At 34.2% G+C, this 21,589-nt stretch carries 9 protein-coding genes and 2 pseudogenes; 2 read left to right on the top strand and 9 right to left on the bottom strand.

Going from position 1 to position 21,589, the window contains the following annotated elements:
- Nucleotides 1-10: 10 nt before the first annotated feature.
- Nucleotides 11-4,087, bottom strand: coding sequence for a translocation/assembly module TamB domain-containing protein (locus tag IPK14_14260; protein MBK7994495.1), 4,077 nt, complete (start codon nucleotides 4,085-4,087; stop codon nucleotides 11-13).
- Between the two features lie 109 nt (nucleotides 4,088-4,196).
- A pseudogene (ribB, locus tag IPK14_14265) lies at nucleotides 4,197-5,374 on the bottom strand (3,4-dihydroxy-2-butanone-4-phosphate synthase).
- 370 nt (nucleotides 5,375-5,744) lie between these two features.
- On the opposite strand from ribB, the gene IPK14_14270 reads away from it, so the two are divergent.
- A complete protein-coding gene (locus IPK14_14270) occupies nucleotides 5,745-8,180 on the top strand; it encodes a hypothetical protein (GenBank protein MBK7994496.1) in 2,436 nt (811 codons plus the stop codon).
- Nucleotides 8,181-8,258: 78 nt separating this feature from the next.
- On the opposite strand, the pseudogene IPK14_14275 reads toward IPK14_14270, so the two are convergent.
- The 7 genes and pseudogenes from IPK14_14275 to IPK14_14305 all read right to left on the bottom strand — a co-directional run bounded on the left by IPK14_14275 (nucleotide 8,259) and on the right by IPK14_14305 (nucleotide 19,492).
- Nucleotides 8,259-9,112 (bottom strand): annotated as a pseudogene (locus IPK14_14275) (slipin family protein).
- 590 nt (nucleotides 9,113-9,702) lie between these two features.
- Nucleotides 9,703-11,544, bottom strand: coding sequence for a PHB depolymerase family esterase (locus IPK14_14280; GenBank protein MBK7994497.1), 1,842 nt, complete (start codon nucleotides 11,542-11,544; stop codon nucleotides 9,703-9,705).
- Between the two features lie 314 nt (nucleotides 11,545-11,858).
- The gene (locus IPK14_14285) at nucleotides 11,859-13,640 is read right to left on the bottom strand and encodes a proprotein convertase P-domain-containing protein (GenBank protein ID MBK7994498.1); all 1,782 of its coding nucleotides are present in this window, start codon (nucleotides 13,638-13,640) and stop codon (nucleotides 11,859-11,861) included.
- A 56-nt stretch (nucleotides 13,641-13,696) separates the two neighbouring features.
- Nucleotides 13,697-14,854 (bottom strand): galactokinase, encoded by a 1,158-nt coding sequence (locus tag IPK14_14290; protein ID MBK7994499.1) that lies wholly within the window; start codon nucleotides 14,852-14,854, stop codon nucleotides 13,697-13,699.
- The gene (gene galT, locus IPK14_14295; protein ID MBK7994500.1) at nucleotides 14,851-15,927 is read right to left on the bottom strand and encodes a galactose-1-phosphate uridylyltransferase; all 1,077 of its coding nucleotides are present in this window, start codon (nucleotides 15,925-15,927) and stop codon (nucleotides 14,851-14,853) included. Before galT ends, IPK14_14290 begins: the two co-directional genes overlap by 4 nt.
- 119 nt (nucleotides 15,928-16,046) lie before the next feature.
- Entirely contained in the window at nucleotides 16,047-16,499 is a 453-nt protein-coding gene (locus IPK14_14300) for a hypothetical protein (protein MBK7994501.1), read from the bottom strand.
- Between the two features lie 197 nt (nucleotides 16,500-16,696).
- On the bottom strand, nucleotides 16,697-19,492 hold the full coding sequence (locus tag IPK14_14305; protein ID MBK7994502.1) for an insulinase family protein: 2,796 nt from the start codon (nucleotides 19,490-19,492) through the stop codon (nucleotides 16,697-16,699).
- A 161-nt stretch (nucleotides 19,493-19,653) separates the two neighbouring features.
- Between IPK14_14305 and IPK14_14310 the strand changes: the two genes are divergently transcribed.
- Complete coding sequence (locus tag IPK14_14310) at nucleotides 19,654-21,120, top strand: methyltransferase (protein ID MBK7994503.1); 1,467 nt, start codon at nucleotides 19,654-19,656, stop codon at nucleotides 21,118-21,120.
- The last annotated feature ends 469 nt before the right edge of the window (nucleotides 21,121-21,589 follow it).

Below are 21,589 nucleotides of genomic sequence, written 5' to 3' on the forward strand. Positions count from 1 at the left end.
TTGTCATTATTTAGAATTTTTTGCGAAAACGGACATCAAAGCCATATGTCCCATCTTGTTCACGTGTGCCAATTATAGAAACATTTCGGTTAACTTGGTATTCAACTACTACAATTTGTTCTTGTCCAGTTGTTATATTAGTTGAATAAGTTAAGGAAAGATTTTTAGTAATACGACGACCTAAAGTAATTCTAGCTGTTGGGTTTGAACCTCGGCCAGCAATTAAAGGGTCTATTTGAAAGCGATTTAACCCAAAAAGCTTATCTGTTCTTTGCTCTACTTTTTGAGATAAAGTTTCAGAGAGTAAACCAATAGCAGGGCTTAGCCGAGTTTGTGAATCTAGGGCTTGCGCACTAGTTCCAGGCGGTAATAACTGTCCAGTAGTGATTAGAGAAATAATGTCCGGCTGTGGTAAAGCTGGTTCAGAACGAATTAGAGTATTAAAACGGTTTAATGTTCCAGCTAAATTTAAGATTATTTGATAGCTTCTTATATTTGTATCAGCTTCAATATCAAAGCGAAGTTGTCCATTACGGGAATTAGGAAAATCTACAATTCCACGAGTAATATTATAACGGTCACTTCTTAAAAATAATGTTCCTCGTGTAATAGTTGCACGTCCAGAAATTATTGGGTTATTTAATGTTCCAGTAACTTTTAATGCTCCACTTCCTACCATTTCAGCTACATTATTATCAACAAAAATACTATCTTGAGCATTAACATTAAGGTTTAAGTTTAAGCTATCACCAAAGCTAAAAGATGTTAAATCACCTATGGAAAAAACAAAATTTGATGCAATTAACTTAGCTAAATCTACATCTTCTCTATATTCAGAATGACGAATATTTATACGTCCACTTAGCAGTTGTACGCTATCGCTACCTTGGAGCAAAAGTTCAGTATCTACAATAGAACGAACGGTTTCAGGATATTTTATTGCTACACCAGCAGCAGAAACATTAAGACGTAATCGGCTAGGACGTAATTTATCAAACAACAACCCGCCATTAACTTTAACCTGTCCACCATTTGCTTTAGCTGTAAAGTTATCTAACAAAGCACGCTCATTAGAAAAAAGTATTTGTCCCGCACCATCTTGTAATGTAATAGGAGAGTCAATATAACGAACAGCAATATTTTTTAGACTTGCAGAACCTGTTAAATTTGTCCCATTAGTTATTGCAGCATTAAAACTAGCTGTTCCATTGATGAATAACGATTTAGAGATTGTATTAAGTAATCTAAGGTTTAATTCTCCTGATAACTTTAAGGTGTTATTTCCACCTCCAACCCGACCAGACACACTAAAATTAGTTTTGTCACCTTTTAAGTTAAATTTTGTAAACACTAAGCGGTTTAAGCCTGCTTCAAGCAGTATTGGCCCTTCATTAACCACTTCATAAACATTTTCTTCATCTCCACTAGTTTTAACTTGAACGGCTAAGTTGCTAACATCAACTAAAACTTTAATTTTGCTTAAACTTAAACCTTCATCTGTAGAAAGTGGCCCAGCTATTTTTAATGCTCCTGTTGCAATTGTTTCTAATCTAGGTGGTACAGTTGTAAACAGTGCAAGAAGTGGAAGCAGGGAATCATTTTTTAAGTCAATTTGTGCTTCTAAAGGTAGATCGTCTGATAATGTAACTTTTCCATTCATCTGATAAGGACGATTTTGATAATTAGTTGTTAGCTTTAAGTTAGCAATACCTTCTTTTGCTTGGCTTGTTAAGCTTAAATTCTTTAACGGTTGATTGCCTAAAAATATTTCTTTGCTTTTTAGAGATAAATCAAAGATAGGATTATTAATATTGCCTTGACCGCTAATATTTACTGCAACTATACCGCTAAGAGGCGTAGATTGTTGCTCTAAAGATTTAGAAAAACTTAAAAGATTTAAGTTTTGACTATTTAGATCTACTTTGTAGTTTTTACTAGGTATATGATAACTTGCTAAACCTGAAATTGTGCCAGAAGGCAAATCTAAGTTTATACGGCTAAAATTTATTGATTGGTTTTCTACTGCAAATTTAACTGCTAAATTACGAAATGAAGCATTAGGATGAGAATTCTTTATAGTTAAATCTAAGTTTCCTAGGAATTTGTTTAAGTCTATTGCTTTTTTAGCTGCTAAATCTCCAAAACTTGGCAGTCCTGTTAGTGAAACTTCTCCGTTAATTTCTCCAGCTAGATTTTTTAATGCTGATAAAACATAAATACTTGCAGAGGAACCAGATTTTAACGCTTGGTTTCTAGCTGCTTTGATTGCATTTTGGGAAATTAGGAATTTTTGAAATTTTAATTTTGCTAAAGTGTTGCTATCTGCTACCAAACTAGTAGACAAGTTGACCATTGCTTGGCCGCCAGACTTTTGCCTTAAAATTCCTTGATTAATACTAAGTTCTTTCGTTTGATAATTTATGCTACCCTGAAATTGTCCTATTTCTTCATTAGCAGATAAAATTTCCTCTACAAAAACATCTCCTTGAATATTTGGAGAATTTGCTAGACCTGTTAACTTACCATCAAAAGTAACTTTTCCAGATAAAGAAATTTGGTTATTGTCTTTAGGTAGGAAACTTAAACCAAATAGACTAACTAACTCATTTGTTTGCTGAATATTAGTTGTTTCAAATTTAGTTACTAAATCAATGTTTTTATTTATTAAAGAAATGTTTCCAGAAGTATTTATATTTGTAGCGTCATTGTTGATAATAGCTTTTTCTAGTAAGACATTATTTTTATTTAATTTAGCAACAAGATTTCCTGTTAGAGGAATTTTTAAGTTATCTTTTGTTAAAGTATCAAAATTAGCGGTTAGTTCTCCTGATAGGGAATTGATGTTAGTTTCTAACCAAGATAAATCTACACTAGCATTTAATTTTCCTGTTAATGGAATAGTTAGATTATTTTTAGCTATTAATTTGCTGATACTTACAACATCTAAATTATTTAATTTGGCTTTTAACTCAGAATTACTATTATTTAATGCTAGCAAAATATTCCCATTAACATTTCCACCTAAAGTAGTTAGAGAAAAGTTTTTTATTTCTATTTGGTCTTTAGTGGCCTCTAAGTCTTGGCTTTGGAAAGCTTTTACTAAAATTTCTTTATGTTGTAGTTGAGCTAATTTAATTTCTCCAGAAAAAGCACTATTAGCAAAATCGCCTGTTATTTCTAGGTCTTGGGCAGTTATGTCAGGTGCAGTAAATTTTGGTACTTGGATTTTACCTTGAAAACGATAATCTAGTTTTTCACCTTCAACCACTGCTTGTAAAAGGGCTTGACCTGTAATGTCAGGTAGTGAAGAAACAAATTTAGAAGTTTTTTGTAAGTCTAAATCAGCCGAAACTTGCAAGTTATATTTTAAGCTTTGCCAATTTGATACATTACCAGTAATTGTTGATGAAAAAAGGTTAGTTGCTAATTTTAGTGCTTGAATTTCTGCTCTATCAGATAATATTTTTGTCTGTAAATTAAGTTTGGTTAAATTAAGCTCTTTATCTTGATACTTTAATGAGCTATTTTCTGTAATTAAATTAATTTGATGCCCAGAGTCCTTATTGATTAAAGCATTTAATGTAAAATTTTTAAGCTCTCCTCCAAAACTAACTCGCTCGTCTTGATAAATTATTGCACCACCACGAATTGTTGTTGTTAGACTAGAGATAAAAGAATTTTCTTGTTGTTGGTTATTAGGTGGACGAATCTGAGAGAAATTAGATTTTCCTTCGCTGTCAAATTTAACAAAAATTTCTGGTTCATCAACTACCAAATCTTGTAGTTGAAACTTTTTACTAAAAAAACTAATAACTTTAATTTTTAAGAATACTCGTTGAGCAGTAAAGATTGTTTCTTTGCTTTCACAAGTTTGAATCTTTAATTTATGTACTTCAGCCTGGAAATTTAATGGATTAACTTCTAAATCACCTGTTAAGCAAAGGTTATATTTTACTAATTCTTGGTCTAATCGCTTGCTAATCCAGTTGCGAAAACCATTTCCTTGTAACCAAAACAGCAAACATAAAGCAGCCAAAGGAAAAATTACTGCTAGGACAAGAAAAAGGCGGAAAATAGTTTTGCGCATATTAACAATTTAACTTTATATTGTTAGTAAACTAAATAAAATAATTAGCCAGAATTGGCTAATTATTTTGATATCCCGGTTAGTTGTGGATAGTAGGCTAAATAGTTGCTTATCGTTGCAACACACCTAATTTTTCAGGAAAAAACAAATTACTATAATTGCTAGTTTCTGATGGCTCTATAGTAATAGTCTCAATAATATTAATACCAAATCCTTCTAATGCTGTAAACCTAGTTGGATGATTAGTTAAAAGACGAATATTTCTTAATCCTAATAAATGGAGAATTTGCGCTCCAATACCATAATTTCTAGGGTTGCCATGTCGAAAATGAAAAGGATCATCAGTATTTTTAGCTTGATGCTCTGATAGCGCGTTTAAGTGTCGCTCTATTTCATAGCCCATATTATTCATAGATAAATAGAGAAGTACCCCACAACCTTCTTCTGCAATAATCTCTAATGAACGATGTAGCCAAAAGCCCATTTCATCTACTAAACCACCAAAAACATCGCCTAATAAACAATGTGTATGGACTCTTACTAAAATATTATCTTTTTCTCTATATCACCCATAACAAGGGCAAGGTGAGTTTCTCGGTTTAACTCATTATAAAAACTAATAGCTTGAAACCGTCCATAAATTGTTGGTACTTGGGCGGTTGCAGTGCGTCTTACTAAAACTTCTGTTTCCATACGATAGCGAATCAAGTCGGCAACAGAAATAATTTGCAAATTATGGCGGGCAGCAAAAACTTCTAGGTGTGGCATTCTAGCCATTGTGCCATCATCGTCCATAATTTCGCAGATCACTCCAGCAGGCATTAGCCCTGCAAACCTTGATATATCAACGCTAGCTTCGGTTTGGCCTGGACGAATTAATACCCCGCCGGGCTGCGCTCTTAAAGGAAAAACATGTCCAGGACGTGCTAGATCATTAGGCTTAGTTTCAGGGTTAATTGCAGTTAAAATTGTAGTTGCACGATCTGCTGCTGAAATTCCTGTTGTAACACCTCGTTTAGCTTCTATGCTGACAGTAAAGGCTGTTCCCATGCTAGAAGTATTTTGGCTAGACATTGGCGGCAAATCTAATTCATCGCAACGCTGCTCTGTTAAAGATAGACAAATTAGTCCTCTACCTTCTTTAGCCATAAAATTAATAAGTTCTGGTGTGATTTTTTCTGCTGCACAAACCAAATCACCTTCGTTTTCTCTGTCTTCATCATCAACAATAATAATTAGACGGCCTTGACGAATTTCTTCTATTGCTTCGGGAATAGTTGCTAGCATAGCTATAAAATGCCTCAAAAATAAAAATTTCTTTGCCACAAGCCTAACATGCTTAATGTCTTAGCTTCAATGTAGTTAAGAGGTTAAGCCGATATATCAATTGTGCTTAATATTTTTCTTGTACTCAGAAAAATATTTTTGTCATTTATGTCATAGTTGCCAAAAGTGACATTAAAAGTAACGCCATTTTTGACATATTTTTTAAGTACTTTAAGAAGGGGATTAAATTACTATTTAATTGTAAATAAAGAATTAATAAAAATATATTTTGTAATTTTATAGCAAAATTTATGAAATTAACTACATGGCATAGCTTTTGACTTGTTTGCTTTCAAATCGAAATAAATTTATTTTTTTAGGAGATAAAGCCATGAGTCCTGTAGGTTCAATATCAAACAATAGCGTAAGTAATTTTAATCAAATTGATAACATCCCAAAATCTAATCCATCAACTCCCCAACAAAAAGTTAGTTCTACTAATACAAGCAAAACAGAAAATGCTAGCCCTGAACAACTAGGTAAGGGACTACAAGATGTTAAAAGTGGCACTAAATCAGCAAATGAAACAGTAAAAACAGGTAACGAAATAATAAAAAGTGCTGTAATTGGTGTTAAAGGCAATACCGAGCAAATATCTAAAAAATTAGAAGTTTTCCTACCTGAAGAAAAAACCTTCCGCTCATTAAAAGACGACATAAGCAAACTTGATTTTGGAGCTAAAACTATAAAGCAAGGACTTGATACAATAAAAAGTGGAGTACAAAGTTTTGAACAGGCCATTAATAATGGTAAAAATGTTTTTGAGAAATTAGTTATAGGTGTTGGAATTCCAGCTAGCAAACTTAATCAAGCAGAATCAAAAGCAGATGTTTCAATAAGAATTACTAATTTTGGCTTAAGAAGTGCCGAACTTGGAGCAGGACAAGTTCAACAAGGTATACAAACTATTGAACTTGGAACAAAATTTCTTGGATCCAACCAAGAAAAGGGAAAAGAATTAATAAAAAATGGAGTTGATACAGTTAATCGAGGCGTAGATAGATTGGCTCGTGAAGCCAGCCAATCAGCAAAAAATATCGATGATGCCGCTTCAAGTGTTGTTTCTGCTGCTAATGAAGCAGCAAAAAGCATAGGGCATGAACTTCCAGAAGAACCAGCTTTAGAAAGCCAACATCCAACTAACTCTCAAATATATTCTGATTCTGTTGACCATCCAATTATCGATAACCACCAATTACAGGATTTTTCTAATGGATGCCCTCCAATTTCCCAAGAAAAAGCTGACCATCCAATTTTAATTAAAGATCCATCCAATCAAGTTAGCCCAACCAATTCTGCTGATAAAACCAATGTAAGTGATCCAATTATTAAAGACCAGTCCAATCCTGCTACAAACCCTGATAATACAGCAATTAAAGATCCTTCAAATTCAGATAGTGTTACAACAAGTGGCACCACAAAACCAAATACTCCTCCCCCTCCAATTAATAGAGAAAACCTATCAACAACAGATAAATTTATAATTGATACTTTAGGATTAGATAACATAAAGCCTGGTGAAAAACTTAGTTTCGCTGCTGGCGGCTTGGCAAAAATAGGTGGCTTTGGTTCTTTAGGATTAGGGGCTAATGCTAAGGTGAGTGTTGAGCGGGACAAAACAGATCCAAACAAATTTAATTTTGTTGTAGAGCTTGAGCCTAAAGGAAAGGCTGGAGCAGATGTTAAAGCTCTTGGAGAAGGTGGAGAAGGTAAACTCTCTGCAAGTGCAAAAGCAACTATAACTTTGCAATCGGACTTTTCCAAAAAAGGTGAAGCTACAAATTTTGCTTTTTTTGCTGCTCAAACAGGATTGAGTGCTTTAATACCTCCTATAGCTCCTTCATTATTGCTATTAGAAAGTATACCAGGAGTTAATTTACCTGGTGAACCAGTAGATTATGTAAGATCCCATATTAAATCTTTAGAATTAAGTACAGGTGTAAGTGCTGATGTAACTGCTCAAGCAGTTGCTTTGGTGGGTGCTGATGCAAGTGTAGGTGCAAAGTTAGCTTATGGTGGAAAAGTAGATTTTAATGACAGTGGAACCTATACTGTTACAGGCAATATTGGTGTTAGTGGCAAAGCAGAGGGAAATGTTTTAGCTGGCGTACCAGGAGTAGCTATCAGTGTGCCAGGTATATCAGGAGAAGCAACACTTTCATTAGAAAGAGTTCTTGAAATTGGAAAAGATGGTAAAACTATAAGTGATGACAAAAAAATAAAATTATCTACACGAGGGCAAATTGCTAGTCGTGGGGTAGAATATGAGTTTTCTACAACCTTAAAAGAGTTAGAATCTCAAGTTCCAGCAGAAGTAGGAAATAGATTAAAAGAAGCTGTTTCAAAAGGCGATTCTGCAAAAGTTGCTGAGATTTTGCAAAAAGAAATTTTACCTAACTTTAACGTTAACTTTGATATCAAAAGTCGCTCTTTTACCAGTGACAAAGAAGCTCGCAATGTGGATCTTTCTTTATTAGGAACAGGGGGCGAGTTTAGCACTGAAACAGAAAAGGAAGTTACCTTAGAAACTAGTGAATCGAAAGGCACATTGGGTCGGGATGGTGTAATAGTGGATACACCAGTAGAAAAAGATGGAGTAAAAACTACTCAACGAAGAGAAATTAAATTTGATGACCTGAAAAAAGAAGTTACTAATTTAGTATCAAACACAATTGGAAATTCACAAGATACAGCAAATAAAACAGTTAAACCAAGAAAAACCTTAAATATATTAAATAGAGGGTTACTAGGTAATTTACTAGGATAGTAATTTATTTATAGCAAAGTTAATAAATGGCGAGAGCATTAAGAAAATGCCTCGCCATTTTTGTTGTTACAGTACATATTACTTAACTAACATAGCTGACTCAGGTAAAGTAATTTGTTCAGGTACTTTTAATTTTTGCTCTAGTTGCTCAGTGGTTGATTTTGGTTTTAGTAAATGTTCCAAGCTGCTAAAAGCTTTTGTAGCACCTTGAGCCGCGCTAATAAAGTCTGATGGCATTAAAATTACTGTAGTGCTGTTATTTTCTGCTCCAACTTCTGAAACCATTTGCATACGTCTTAGCTCTAAAGCTCCTGGATATTGACTTATATGTTGTGAAGCTATTGCTAATTTTTCAGAGGCTTCTAGCTCTGCCTCAGCTTTAATAATACGTGCGCGTTTTTCACGTACTGCTTCGGCTTCACGTGCCATTGCTCGTTGCATATTGGCTGGAATTTCAACTTCTTTCATTTCAATCATTTCAATTTTTATTCCCCAAGCGGCTGTAGCAGTATCTACAATTTTGCATAAAATATCATTGATTTTGTCTCTTTCTTTTAGCACTTCATCTAGTAAATGCTGTCCAATAACATTACGTAAAGTTGTCTGGGCAATTTGATGAATAGCAGTAGGATAGTTTCTAATATTTATAGTTGCTCTAGCAGGGTCAACTACTCGATACCAAAGCGCGGCATCAACGCGAATAGCTACGCTATCTTTAGTAATTGTTTCTTGTTGTTCTAAAGCCATTGTGTTAGTTCGTATGTCTACCTTAGACTGCCATTCTAAAATGGGAATCAACCAATAAAGGCCAGGCCACGAATACCAACAAAACGACCTAATCGAAAAACTACTGAACGTTCATATTCTTGAGCGATTCTAAGACCAGATAAAATAATAACTGCAAAAATGATAAAGATTGGTAAGAAATACATAATTAGCCTCTTTCTAGCCTAAATAAAAGTTATAAAAATTAATTAAAATTAAACCAAAGTAAGTAGTTAAAAACTTAACAATGCTTTGATTTAAGTAAAAAGGATATTTATTGTAGAAAGATAGACTTAAATTTTTTATGAGAGTGATAAGTTTTAATAAAGGGAGTTTTTTTTTGAGGTGACATTTTCCGCGCTCCTTAAATTCAATAGTAAAGACACGTCGAAAAGGCAAGAACAAGTTGGTTTAATTAAAAAATATCTAACTTTTCAATGCCTTCCGCTTAGGCTGACGAGGTTAGCTGACGGACTCGGACTCGGAAGTTGCCCTACAAATTACTAATTTGATTCGCCCCATAACTAATGGCCTATAAGCTTTAGTCAGTTGGTTCCCCCGTATTCATTTATCAAAATGAAATTAAGCCATTTAACTACCTTCATTTTACGCCTGTTTTATTATGAGTCAAGAGAGAATATTTTTATTTAAGCAAGTTTTTCTTATAGATTAAAATACTGTAATATAAATTAATAAAAAGACGAAAGAATATTAAAACTCTTTCGTCTTTTTCCTATTTTGAGGGAAGACAAAGTTTTTATTTATATTGCACAACTAAAACAGGGCGATATTGACTTAAAAAGTATTCTCCGCCTGCAAGAAGTAAGTAATCACTAGTTTTGTTGTTATTAGAATTATTTTGGAAACGTAGCTTAAATTGAGTATTTCCTGTTTTGTTTATATGGTTAAATGCTGTGGAATTAACCATTCCAACTACAGATGTACCAGCACTATTGCTAGTAGGAGCAGGGAAAACTATTGCATTGCTAGCTGAAACTGTTGCTTGAAAATCACTAGCTGCCAAAGCACAATTTCCACCTAAACAACCATTAGAAATATCTGCTACTAAAGCCCCATTGCTTACCCAGGGATTACCCAAACTAGCTTGAGTATAGAAAAGACGTAACTCAGCAGATAAAATTGTTGCCCCATCAGGTATTGAAGAAGTATCAAATGAAACTACCCCTCTTAAAGGCATGTCAGCATTATCGCCAGCATAAATATCTAGGCTTACTGCATAGCTGCCTGTAGTTGCTGTTGTACTAGTTGTTGCAACATAACCATCTTGACCACCTACAGAAACAAAAGTGTTAGTCATAGGTGCAGGGTTAACTACATAATTGTAGCTTTGAACTACAGAAACGTTGTTTGCTAGATCTACACCATAAGCAGTTAGAACAGAAGTATTTTGTATTATTATACTTCCATTATTAGTAATATTTCTACGGCTAGCATTATTGCTATTTGTTGGGTCGCTACCATCAGTTGTATAGAAAATAGTTCCTGCTTCATTAAGAGACAAGTTTACTGTTACAGATGTGTCAAAACTACCTCCTGCTGGGGAGATAGTAAGCACAGGTGGAGTTACATCATTTACTGGAGGAGGAGGTGGTGGTGGATTTTGTTGCTGAGAAAAAAATCGCCAAATTTCGTTACTTGCTTTGGGGCCTTTTGGATCTACAAAAGATCCAGCCGTAGAGCCTCCAGACCAAGCATGTCCCATATTTTCAACTATCCATTTTTCCATCAGTGTTGCACCATTAGGATCATTATACTTGAAGGTTGTAAAGTTATAACCTCCAGTTACAGTTCCGCTTACGGTTGATGCGGGTGTGTCGGTAATGTTGTTATTATCACTGCCATCATCAGCTAAGTCATTAGTTTGCGCCCATTGAGAAATTACTTGATTACCATTAACAGTATTTACTGTAAAATCTCTACTTCCATGAAAGACAATAACACGGACTTTTCGGGCAGCACTTCCCATTGCTTGAAAGGCTAAAGTGCCTTGTTGATTGGGGTTTGGCCCACCTTGGCTAAGAGCAGTAAAAGAATTATTTAAGCTTGTTGCAGCCTTATATTCTAGACCAGCACTAACAGCAATGGCTGAAAAAACATCTGGATAAGTTGCACCAAGTATTACTGACATAGCGGCTCCAGCAGAAAGACCAGCAGCATAAACCCTAGCATTATCAATGTTATATGAGGTTTTAATCTTATTAACTATTGCTACTAGTAAAGAAGGCTCACCAGAACCACGAGATTGATTAGCCGACTCAAACCAATTCCAACATCTACTTTGATTAGCATTAGATGGTTGTTCTGGGTATACAACTAAAAAGTTGTTGCTTTCAGCTACTGCATTCATTTGTGTTCCAGCAGCAAAATCATCTGCACTTTGTGTGCAACCATGAAGCATCATAACTAGAGGAACAGAACTATTACCATTATAGCTACTTGGAACCCAAATTTTATAATTTCGTGAGCCAAATTGATTGCTAACACTATCAACAACCCAAGTTCCAGCAAAAACTTGTCCAGGTGCAGCTAGACACAAATAAGCTAATGTAAAAAGAATTAAGCAGAATCCTTTTTTCATATGATCTCCTTAAATACTTAAAATTTTTAACAAAATTAAATCCTTGATTATTAAATTAGGGTAGAGGAATAGATAAAGGGGCTATTGGAAACTAATTTTGACTATATCAAAGTTTTTTATTTATTGATATTAAATGAACGTTCGTTTCTTATATCGACTAAAAATGCAGAAAGTTGCTTATAGAAATTTAGAAAGAGTAGTGGTTATAGAAAATTTTAAGTGTGGTTTGTTTGTAGAGTGGTGAAAGTCAGATATTGCGCAAACAAACTAAAAGTATGTAAAGGATAAATTAAATGTAATGATAGCAAGCACAACTAGCAAGCAAAACAATTACACATTCTCATCTGACCATTTGGTAGAGTAGAACCAGCAGGTCTCCACATATCACCAACAAGTTGTTCACTGTTAGCAGTATCAGTATTGGTTACAACACTATTTCCATTTAGATTAACCCAGGAAGAACGATCCAAATAAGCAGCACGCAAGTTATAGCCTAATTCGGCACGTATAGCGTTTTCTGTTGGTTCATCTTGCTGGCGAAATCCTGCAAAACCTGTAGCTCTTAATTCTTCAAATCTCCATGCTTCTTTATAAGTTGTATTACCTTCAGTAAATATGTGATCTGCTGTAGCGTTAATCCATGCTCCACGTTGTGCATGAATAGCATGAATTAACTCATGAGCTAGTGTTACTTCAATAGCGACGGGTTCATTTTTAATTGTTCCATCAGGTTGTAAAGTTGGCAAAAGTGCAACTGCTGAAGGATCTAGCGATACTGTAGCATTTGATCCAACACCGGATCCGCCTTGGTTATTAACTGAGGCACCATTGTCTGCGGCAGTAAAAGCATCATTTAAAGCAAAGCCAATTGTAACTTTTTTATTGCCGTCATTGCCACCAGCTAAAAGTTCATCAATTAGTTTGTAGCCTTGATCATGTCCTGAAACTCTTGTTGTAGCAGCATGGACAAACCCTTTTTCATCAACTGTTGTTCCGGGTGCAAATTTTGCTAAATTTTGGGCTATATGAGCGCGAAAAAGAGGAGTCCCTTTTACTAATAGATTAGTTGGGCTTTGGTTAATAGTGCTTGGTCGGAGCAAAGGCACGCTAGCTGTTTTAAGGCTTAAGCCCCAGGATTTTAATGTTCCAGTATCACCATTATTAGTATCTTGAACAACCATTTTCCATTGGCCTTTTATTGATTCTCCAGAGAATGCAAATTCTTTAAGTCTGCTAGCAGAAAGAAAGAAGTTACTATTACCACCGCCTTCTTGGTTAGTTAGGATAGCTTCTTTGCCTGAAGGGGAGACTAATTTAATTACTAAATCTCCGCGAAAACTATGTTCTATGTCTAAGTTTAGTTTTAGGTCTTCTAAAGTTCCTTCATCAGTGATATCTATAGTAGAAATAATTGTGTTTTCGTCTGAAATAGTAAGATTTGGAGTAATATCTTTAGTAATAGTAGTGCTAGGAGGAGGAGTTTTTGGATTGCCAGAAACATTTAAGTTCCAAGATTTTAGCGTACCAGAATCTAATGCAGCTTTATCATTAACAACTAGTGTCCAATCACCTTTGCTAGATTCACCATTAAAATCAGCAGGGCTAGCAGTAAAATTAACTGTTCCAGAACCTCTACCACCAGTAGCCGCACGAAGTAAAACTTCTTTACCTGAAGGAGACTTTAGTTTTACTTCTACATCTCCAGCATAAGTATGATCAATGTTTACCGCTACATTTACACCTGTTACAGATAAATCATCATTAATGCTGGCTGTAGAACTAGTAGCTTGAAAATCTTTTATTAGCGCATTAGGTGTTGTAGTTACAGAAGTTGTTAAGCTATCTCTTCCTTGAGTAACTAGGCGCATTAAGCTAGCTACATTTTGGTTACTCAAAGTAGAGGTAGTTAGCTGGCTTCGTAATTGGGTTGCATTAATGTTTTCTGAGCTACGTACAATGCCGCTTTGACTTGGCCTTTGAGAAATAGGATTATTTTGAAATTCGCTGTTTTCTGTTTGTTGTTGTCTTATATGATTTGTTGGAGAATTGCTTTGTTGTTGAATTTGATTTATTGAATTATTTATGCGAATTGTCATAAAAGTTTCCTTAAATAAATTAACTGATTTTAATAGTATAGCGAATGAATGTCCATTCATTTAAGTAAGCTTGCTCCAGCACTAGCCGTTGCAAAATAAATTTCTGCTGCTATGCCAGTTTCTTGTAAATACTCATCTTTAATGCTTTTTGCTATCTCTTGGGCAAATTCTGTTGCTACTAAATTAACGGTGCATCCTCCAAAGCCTGCTCCAGTTAGCCTTGCACCATAAACGCCTACTTGACGACGAGAAATTTCAACCATTAAGTCTAGTTCTTTAGAGCTAACTTTATAATCTAAACTTAAGCTTTTGTGAGATTGATTTATTAACTGTCCTAGTAAGGTTAAATCATTGTGTTGACAGGCTTTTACAGCTTCTAAGACTCGTAGATTTTCGCTAATTACATGTTTAGCTCTTTGAAATAGATTAGTTGGCAAAACTTTTTCAGCTTCTTTTAATTGTTCTAAAGAAATATCTCTTAAAGAAAGGAAATTTTTTTGGTGGAATTTTGCTAATAGCTCAACAGCTTTATTACATTCTGCATGACACTCGTTATAGGCAGATCCGCTTAACTCACGTGATTTCATTGTGTTAGAAATCAAAATAGTTAAGTTATTAGGCAAAGATACGTGTTTATAAGAAAGATCTTGACAATCTATAAATAAAGCATGGCTTTCCTGTGCAAGTGTAATAATAAATTGATCCATAATGCCGCTTTGAACACCACAAAAGAGGTTTTCAGCTTGTTGACATAATTTTGCTACTTCTATTTTATCTAAAGAAAAATTACCTAAGTTTTGTAAAAGAACAGCAAAAGCTACAAGTAAAGCGGCGGAGGAAGAAAGCCCTGCGCCCATAGGGATATTGCCAGAAATCACAGCATTAAAAGCAGGGAAGGAATACCCGCGCTCTTTTAGTAAAAATGCTATACCTTTAGGGTAATTACTCCACAATTCTTTGTCATCTTTAACAATATTATTTAATGCAAAAACACAAGTTCTATTATTTTGATCCATTGCTGTTAAATAAATTTTATCGTCCGTTCGTGGACTAGCAGCAATCAAAACTTGGGATTCAATAGCCATTGGAAAAACAAAGCCTTGGTTATAATCAGTATGCTCGCCAATTAAATTAACTCTGCCAGGTGCGCGAACAATTATTGATGGACTAGTTTTGTAAATTTGTTGAAAAGCTTCTATAACTTTATTTTTCATAGCTGAATATCTCTTAATTCCTTAGCTTTTTCTTCTGCCATTGTGTCATTAAGAAAAACTCCACAACCGGCTTCAACTCCAGCTAAGTATTTTAATTTATTTTCGCTTCTATAAGGTGGATAAAATTCTATATGAAAATGATAATAACTATAATCATTACCATCGGTTGGCCTTTGGTGCATTAGCATTATGTAAGGAAATGAGCGTTGCCAAAGTTTGTCAAATTTTCCTAAAAGTATTTTTAATAAATTTGCTAAATGCTCACGCTCAACAGAGTTAAAATCTGTAATTGCATTAACATGTCGCTTAGAGTAGACATGCGTTTCATAAGGCCAACGTGCATAAAAAGGAATAAATGCTATAAATGATTCATTTTCAATAATTAACCTAGTTTGGTTAGAAAGTTCGTTTTCTAAAATTTGACAAAATAAACAAGTTTTATGTTCTTGCCAATGTTTTTTGGCTGATGTTAGCTCTTTTTCTGCAATCGGTGGAATAAAAGGAAAAGAATAAATTTGTCCGTGTGGATGAGGCAGTGTAACGCCTATTTCACGCCCTTTATTTTCAAAGATATAAACATATTTAATGTAATCTAATGACCCAAGTTCAGCAAAACGATCTGCCCAAACATCAATTAAATTTTTTATCTCTTTTTCAGATAAATCTGTAAGTGTAGCTTTGTGATCAGGTGAATAGACGACTACTTCACATTCTCCTTGAGATGGAGAAATTTTGTAAAAATCAGGTGGTTCAACAGTTTGAGTTGCAGCAGTAAAAGCAGGAAATTTATTCTGAAATACAGCTAATTCATACTCAGGCAAAGGAATTTCGCTAGTAAAGCCACCTTCTTTGGTGACACAAAGCGGACAAAAATCATCTGGAGGAAAAAAAGTTCGGTCTTGACGCTGAGTTGCTACGCCTACCCATTCAGAAAGAACAGGGTTCCATCGTAGATGATTTGAAGCTTTGTTAAGTGAAGAGATATTATTTTCTAACAAACGGCTGTTTTTAGCTTCTTGCCAATATAAAATTAAATATCTACCATCATTTTTAATTAATTTTTCTTTGTACATTAATGGTTTTGCCCCATTAAACATTATCGGGAATAGGGTTTTAGAGAATTTTGACTTTGATTTATAAGTATTTAGGTTATTTATTTCTTATTCCTGATAATGTTTTATTTAATGCTCAACTATTTGATAGGCAAATAATACCCACAAAAATGAATTGTAGCTCTTCCATCTGAAGATGCTACTGTTGCAGTGCCTCTATGTAAAAACCTTATGACAAGATCTTCATTGGGATTAAGAGCAATCCACACATTTTGCCCAATCAAATATTCATCAACTTGCTTGCCTGCACTCTCAAAGCTAAAACTTTTGATGGGTGACAATGTATAGTCTGACCAATACGTCTGATTTGACATTTTTCCTGTTACAAGATCTATTAGAAATGGCACACCAGATGTCATAGTAACTCTACCACCGATATATTTAATAATAAGATGTTTTCCTTTTGGGCTTGAGATCCCTCCAATCAGTGTATGTGTTAAATAAATGTCTTGGGTATAGTTCCAAATTTCTGAACCTACTGTATCAACTACACGCACAGGATAAGGTGGTTTAATAGTTGGGTTAAAGCTCATAAGTTTTGCTCCTTTATTTTTAGTATTATATTGTAAAGCTAGTCACAGTAGCGCATAATGTTGAGAGCTTATACTAATATAATACGGATAGGATTAGAATATACAGCAGTATTTGTAAAATAAAAATTTAGCTTTATGCAAATAAAAAAAGCCCAATAAGCATTGGGCTTTTTTCTGAAGTTAGTTTTTATTTATTATTATTTAGCAGGTTTTTTAGCAAAATCACCATCTTTGATAATAACTATTTTGCTTGGATCTATATGTTTGCGCATAGCTTGAAGAATTTGCTCATTAGTTAAAGCACTAATTCTTTGTTCAAGTTCTTTATCAAAATTTAGTGTACGGTCGCTAAATAAAAAGGCGTTTAAGCGGCGAGCAAGTTCATTATCTTGAGCGCGGCTTACTTGGCGAGATTGTAAATAGCCAGATTTAGCTGCTGTGATTTCTGCTTCAGTAAAACCATCTTTTAACATCTTTTCAATTTCTTCTTTGAATGCAGCTTCTAATTTAGCAACATTTTCTGGTGCATAAATAGCAAAAGTAACAAAAGAGCCATTTTTGTCAAAAGAGCTAGCGTTTAGTTGTGAGCCAACACCATAGCTTAGACCTTCTTTTTGACGAATACGAGTAGCTAGACGAGAATTTAAGAATCCTCCGCCAAGCATATAATTTCCTAAAACTAAGCCAGCATAATCTGGATCATCATCACGGATATTTAGATTCATACCTGCTAGGAAAAAGGCATTAGCTTTATCTGGAGTTTCAAGTGCTTTATTGGTGACTGTAGCTGCTTGATAAGGTCTAGTAATACGTTGAGGTTGTGTTTTAGATGTCCAATTACCTAATTTTTCAGTAATTTGTTGGGCAAATTGTTTTTCATCAAAACTACCAACAACAGTAATTTCTGCTTTAGAAGCACCATAGAAATCATCATAGAATTTCTTTATATCTTCTAGTTTAGCAGCTTTGACTTCAGCAATATCTTCATCTGGAGTAGAGACATAGCGAACATCTCCTTTTGGATAATTGCTCATAATACGTTGAAATTCAGTGCCACCAACAGAAGTAGGTTCACTACGTTGTTGTTCAATTTCAGCAAGTTGTTCTTGGCGAAGTTGTTCAAACTCATTTGCATCAAAAGCCGGTTCGCGTAAGATTTCAGTTATTAAATCTACTACAGCAGGCAAATTTTCCCGTGTAGTTTCAATTCCCACTACTGCTTGACTAGAACTACCAGCAACAAAGGCTCTTGCTTTAAGCTTGTCAAATTCGTCTTGAATTTGTTGACGAGTACGTTTTTTAGTTCCTCGCATTAACATTTGACCAGCCATGTCGCCGGCTGTAACACGATTATTTAAGCTCTTCTCATCGCCTAAATGGAAAGTCATTGCTACTTGGACACTATTACCACGGGTTTTCTTTGGTAACATTGCTAGTTTAATGTTAGAAATATTTTGACGAGTGAGGCGAGCTTCAATATTATTTGGGGAAGGATCAAAGGCTTCACCAGCAGCAATAGCTTCTGCACCTTTATAATCTTTTAACATTGATGCAATATCTGGCACATCTGGAATTTCAGACCTTTCAGGTTTGCTAGTAGGAATAAATAGCCCCACGGTACGATTAGAAGATTTAATATAGCTAGCTGCTACTTTTTTAACATCATCTACAGTAACTTTTTTAATACGGTCACGGTGTAAAAAGAATAAACGCCAGTCTCCCATAGCCTGAAAGTCGCTTAAAGTTAAGCCAACACGGTTGGGATCATTTAAGGTAAGTTCAAATTCTTTAAGTAGCGCGGTTTTAGCACGGTCAACTTCTTCTTGTGTAGGGGGTTCATTAAGAATATTTTCTATAGTTTTTGTTAAGCTTTCTTTTGCTTCATCTAAAGATGAATCTTGGCGGACTTCGGCACCAAATATCATCATGCCTGGTTCGCGTTGTTGGAAACTAAAACCATAGGCAGCACTAGCTTTTTTAGTTTCTGCTAAAGCTTTTCTTAAACGTCCAGTGTTAAACTCACCAATAATTTGAGTAAGTACATCAACAGCAGCAAAATCAGGGTGTGATCCTGGAGCAGTATGATAGAGACATCCTACTAATTGAACGTCGCCTGTACGTCTTAAGGTGACAAGTCTTTCGCCGTCCTGGGTTGGCTCAGCCGTATAAGTTCTAATAAGTTGACGGGATGGTTTAGGAATAGAAGAGAAATACTTGTCAATTAATTGCAGGGTTTTTTCTTCATCAAACTTACCAGCTACAGTTAAAACTGCATTATCTGGCTGGTAATAGTTACGATAAAAGGCTTGAAGTCTTTCAATAGGCACATTTTCAATATCAGAACGTGCGCCAATTGTTGTATTTCCATAGTTATGCCAAAGAAAAGCTGTAGACAACATTCTTTCAATTAAAACTCTTTGAGGGCTATTTTCACCAGATTCAAACTCATTACGAACTACAGTCATTTCACTATCTAAATCTTTTTTGGCAATATAAGAGTTGATCATACGATCAGATTCTAGGTCTAATGACCAATTTAAGTTTTCATCTGTAGCTTGGAAAGTTTCAAAATAATTAGTGCGGTCAAAAGAAGTTGTACCATTGGGACGAGTTCCATGCTCGGTTAATTCTTTTGGAATATCAGGATGTCTGGGAGTGCCTTTAAATACTAGGTGTTCTAGTAAATGTGCCATACCAGTTTCACCATAATTTTCATGGCGCGAACCAACCATATAAGTAATATTTACTGTTATTGTTGGTTTGGAAGGATCTGGAAATAACAGAACTTTTAGACCATTTTTTAATTGGTATTCTGTAATTCCTTCTACAGAAGTTACTTTTACTACTCCTTCAGGAATAGCTGCTGTAGCTTTAGTTACAGCAGTAGCATTATCATTAATCGCAGCACGAATATTAATAGGTGTTGCTAAAAAGGTAGTTGTCAATAACGGAATTGACATTAACACGCTGGCTTTTCTTACTTTACTAGACATTAAATTATTGAACCTCCAAAATTTTGAAAACTTCGGTAAATAAAGTTATATTGTTTACGGTATAAGTTAGATTGCGAAAATTTGAAGCTATCTAACTGTTAAAATATTGTCAAGATTTAAATAATATATTACTTAATAGTAGTTATTTTTTAGAGGCACTAATGATTAATTTTACTAATGAATTTCAACCAAGTTTACTAGAACTTCGCAGTATACTAAAAATTTTACGCTATGATTGGCTTTATCGTAGTATCAAGGGGCTAAGTTATTTTACAGATAGTTCTTTAGCAACTTTTCCTAGAGCAATAACTGAAGAAATAATGAGTTTAAGTTTGTCTTATAATGTTATGTTGCGGTTATTTGCTTTAAGACAAGCTTTAGAACGCTTAGAGGTAGTCGAGAATTTAATAAATGAACAACTACTAAATGATTTAATTAGATTAGGTTTGATTAAAGAAACTGGAAATTTAGTACAACTTGATAATTATAGGATCATAGCCTGGCTAGGTTTTTATATTATTTCTTCAGATCCAATTTTTGAGCCTTCAGCCACATTAACATCTGAAACTTATAAGTTAAGTTATGAACTAATGAAAACAGATGCTAAATCTGCAATAGATCTAAATTGTGGTTGTGGTTTAGCTAGTTTAGTGGCAGCAGAAAAAGCAGAGCAAGTTTTTGCTTTTAGTGATTCTTTAGCTGCTATTAATATTACTAAAGCTAATGCAGCATTAAATCAACTATCAGAAAAAATTATAGTTTCTAGTACACCAAAGGCAGAATTTCCTAAAGTAGAACTAATTTTTTGCTCTAGCACTAGATTTTCTTTACGAATAAATATTGAAATATTATTAAATAATAAATCAAGTAATATAGAGAAAAATAATTTAGAATTATTAAATGAGTTAAAAAACATTGCTAGTGATAAAAGTAAAATAATAATACAAATACTAGCAACAGATAACATAAATATACTATCTGCAAATATAGAGAAATTATTACTAAAAGATAATCAAAAAGTAAAGCTGTTTATTTTATCTCAAAGTTATATTGATAATGAATATTTTAAGGCTTGGGCAGAAATACTATATTATCAACTAAATATGTTAGAAATAAATAGTATACCACTAGAAAATATTAGTAATGAGTTAATAGAATACTATAAAATACTAGAAGCTAAATGTAGTTATTTGATCTTAATAGAAAGTAATGAAGCAAATAATTTTAGTTTTGAATTAATAAATTTAGTTAGTGAGTTAACAAATCAATTAGAAATACCTGAAGATATTAAATTAATAGAACAAGATATAAAAATCCTTAAAACGGAAAAAGGAAATATATCTATCATAGTTGATGAAATACAAAAAGATATAGTTGAGCTAATAGATTCAGAAAATCTTTTACTTAAAGAAGTAGCAGAAATTATTTCTAATCGTCATGACTTATCTTTAGAAACAGCTAGTGTAAAAGTTTTAGAGCTATGTCAAGAATTGTTTTTATCAGGATTGCTTTCAAATCCTGTAATGTCTAGTTTACGTGGTCAAATGCGGTTAATGACCTTAAATGTAAATAAATTTGCTAGCACTCTTAAAACTATTGGCGAGGAATTAGATAAGCAAAATAACTAGAAGTAATCATTAGTACTCTGTAAACTAAATTTACTGATATTTTAATCTTAAGCCCCAACGGGGCGACATAACTGTAGCCTAGGGCGTAAGCCCTAGGAAATTATAGTTAAGCCTTCTTAAGCCCTGAAAGGGCGAAAGAGTCTTTAAGAAAAGGCTCTTTCGCCCCGTTGGGGCTTTATATGATATATTACTTAAACCCTGAGCTTACGCTCTGGGCTACATATCTTTCGCCCCGTTGGGGCTTAAGATTTAACCCCTTACTTTTCAATTAGTTGTTCTTAAGTTCGCGCTTATGGGTTGTAAGACCTAGGTATAGTTGTTATACATAATTAGAGTCGCGTAGCAACGACATAATAAATCTAATAAATTCAATAAATTAATTATGTCGTCACGTTCGTGATTCTCTAAATACTATACTATCATACGTAGGGTTGAAACCCTACGCTACAAATATGTCGCCCCGTTGGGG

This window comes from Blastocatellia bacterium (genome assembly GCA_016713405.1).
Lineage (GTDB): Bacteria > Acidobacteriota > Blastocatellia > Chloracidobacteriales > JADJPF01 > JADJPF01.

What these genes read in the sequence shown, in the direction of transcription:
- IPK14_14285 (MBK7994498.1), bottom strand. Translation starts at nt 13,640, where the DNA reads ATGACAATTCGCATAAATAATTCAATAAATCAAATTCAACAACAAAGC.
- IPK14_14260 (MBK7994495.1), bottom strand. Translation starts at nt 4,087, where the DNA reads ATGCGCAAAACTATTTTCCGCCTTTTTCTTGTCCTAGCAGTAATTTTT.
- IPK14_14305 (MBK7994502.1), bottom strand. Translation starts at nt 19,492, where the DNA reads ATGTCTAGTAAAGTAAGAAAAGCCAGCGTGTTAATGTCAATTCCGTTA.
- IPK14_14280 (MBK7994497.1), bottom strand. Translation starts at nt 11,544, where the DNA reads ATGAAAAAAGGATTCTGCTTAATTCTTTTTACATTAGCTTATTTGTGT.
- IPK14_14310 (MBK7994503.1), top strand. Translation starts at nt 19,654, where the DNA reads ATGATTAATTTTACTAATGAATTTCAACCAAGTTTACTAGAACTTCGC.
- IPK14_14300 (MBK7994501.1), bottom strand. Translation starts at nt 16,499, where the DNA reads ATGAGCTTTAACCCAACTATTAAACCACCTTATCCTGTGCGTGTAGTT.
- IPK14_14270 (MBK7994496.1), top strand. Translation starts at nt 5,745, where the DNA reads ATGAGTCCTGTAGGTTCAATATCAAACAATAGCGTAAGTAATTTTAAT.
- galT (MBK7994500.1), bottom strand. Translation starts at nt 15,927, where the DNA reads ATGTACAAAGAAAAATTAATTAAAAATGATGGTAGATATTTAATTTTA.
- IPK14_14290 (MBK7994499.1), bottom strand. Translation starts at nt 14,854, where the DNA reads ATGAAAAATAAAGTTATAGAAGCTTTTCAACAAATTTACAAAACTAGT.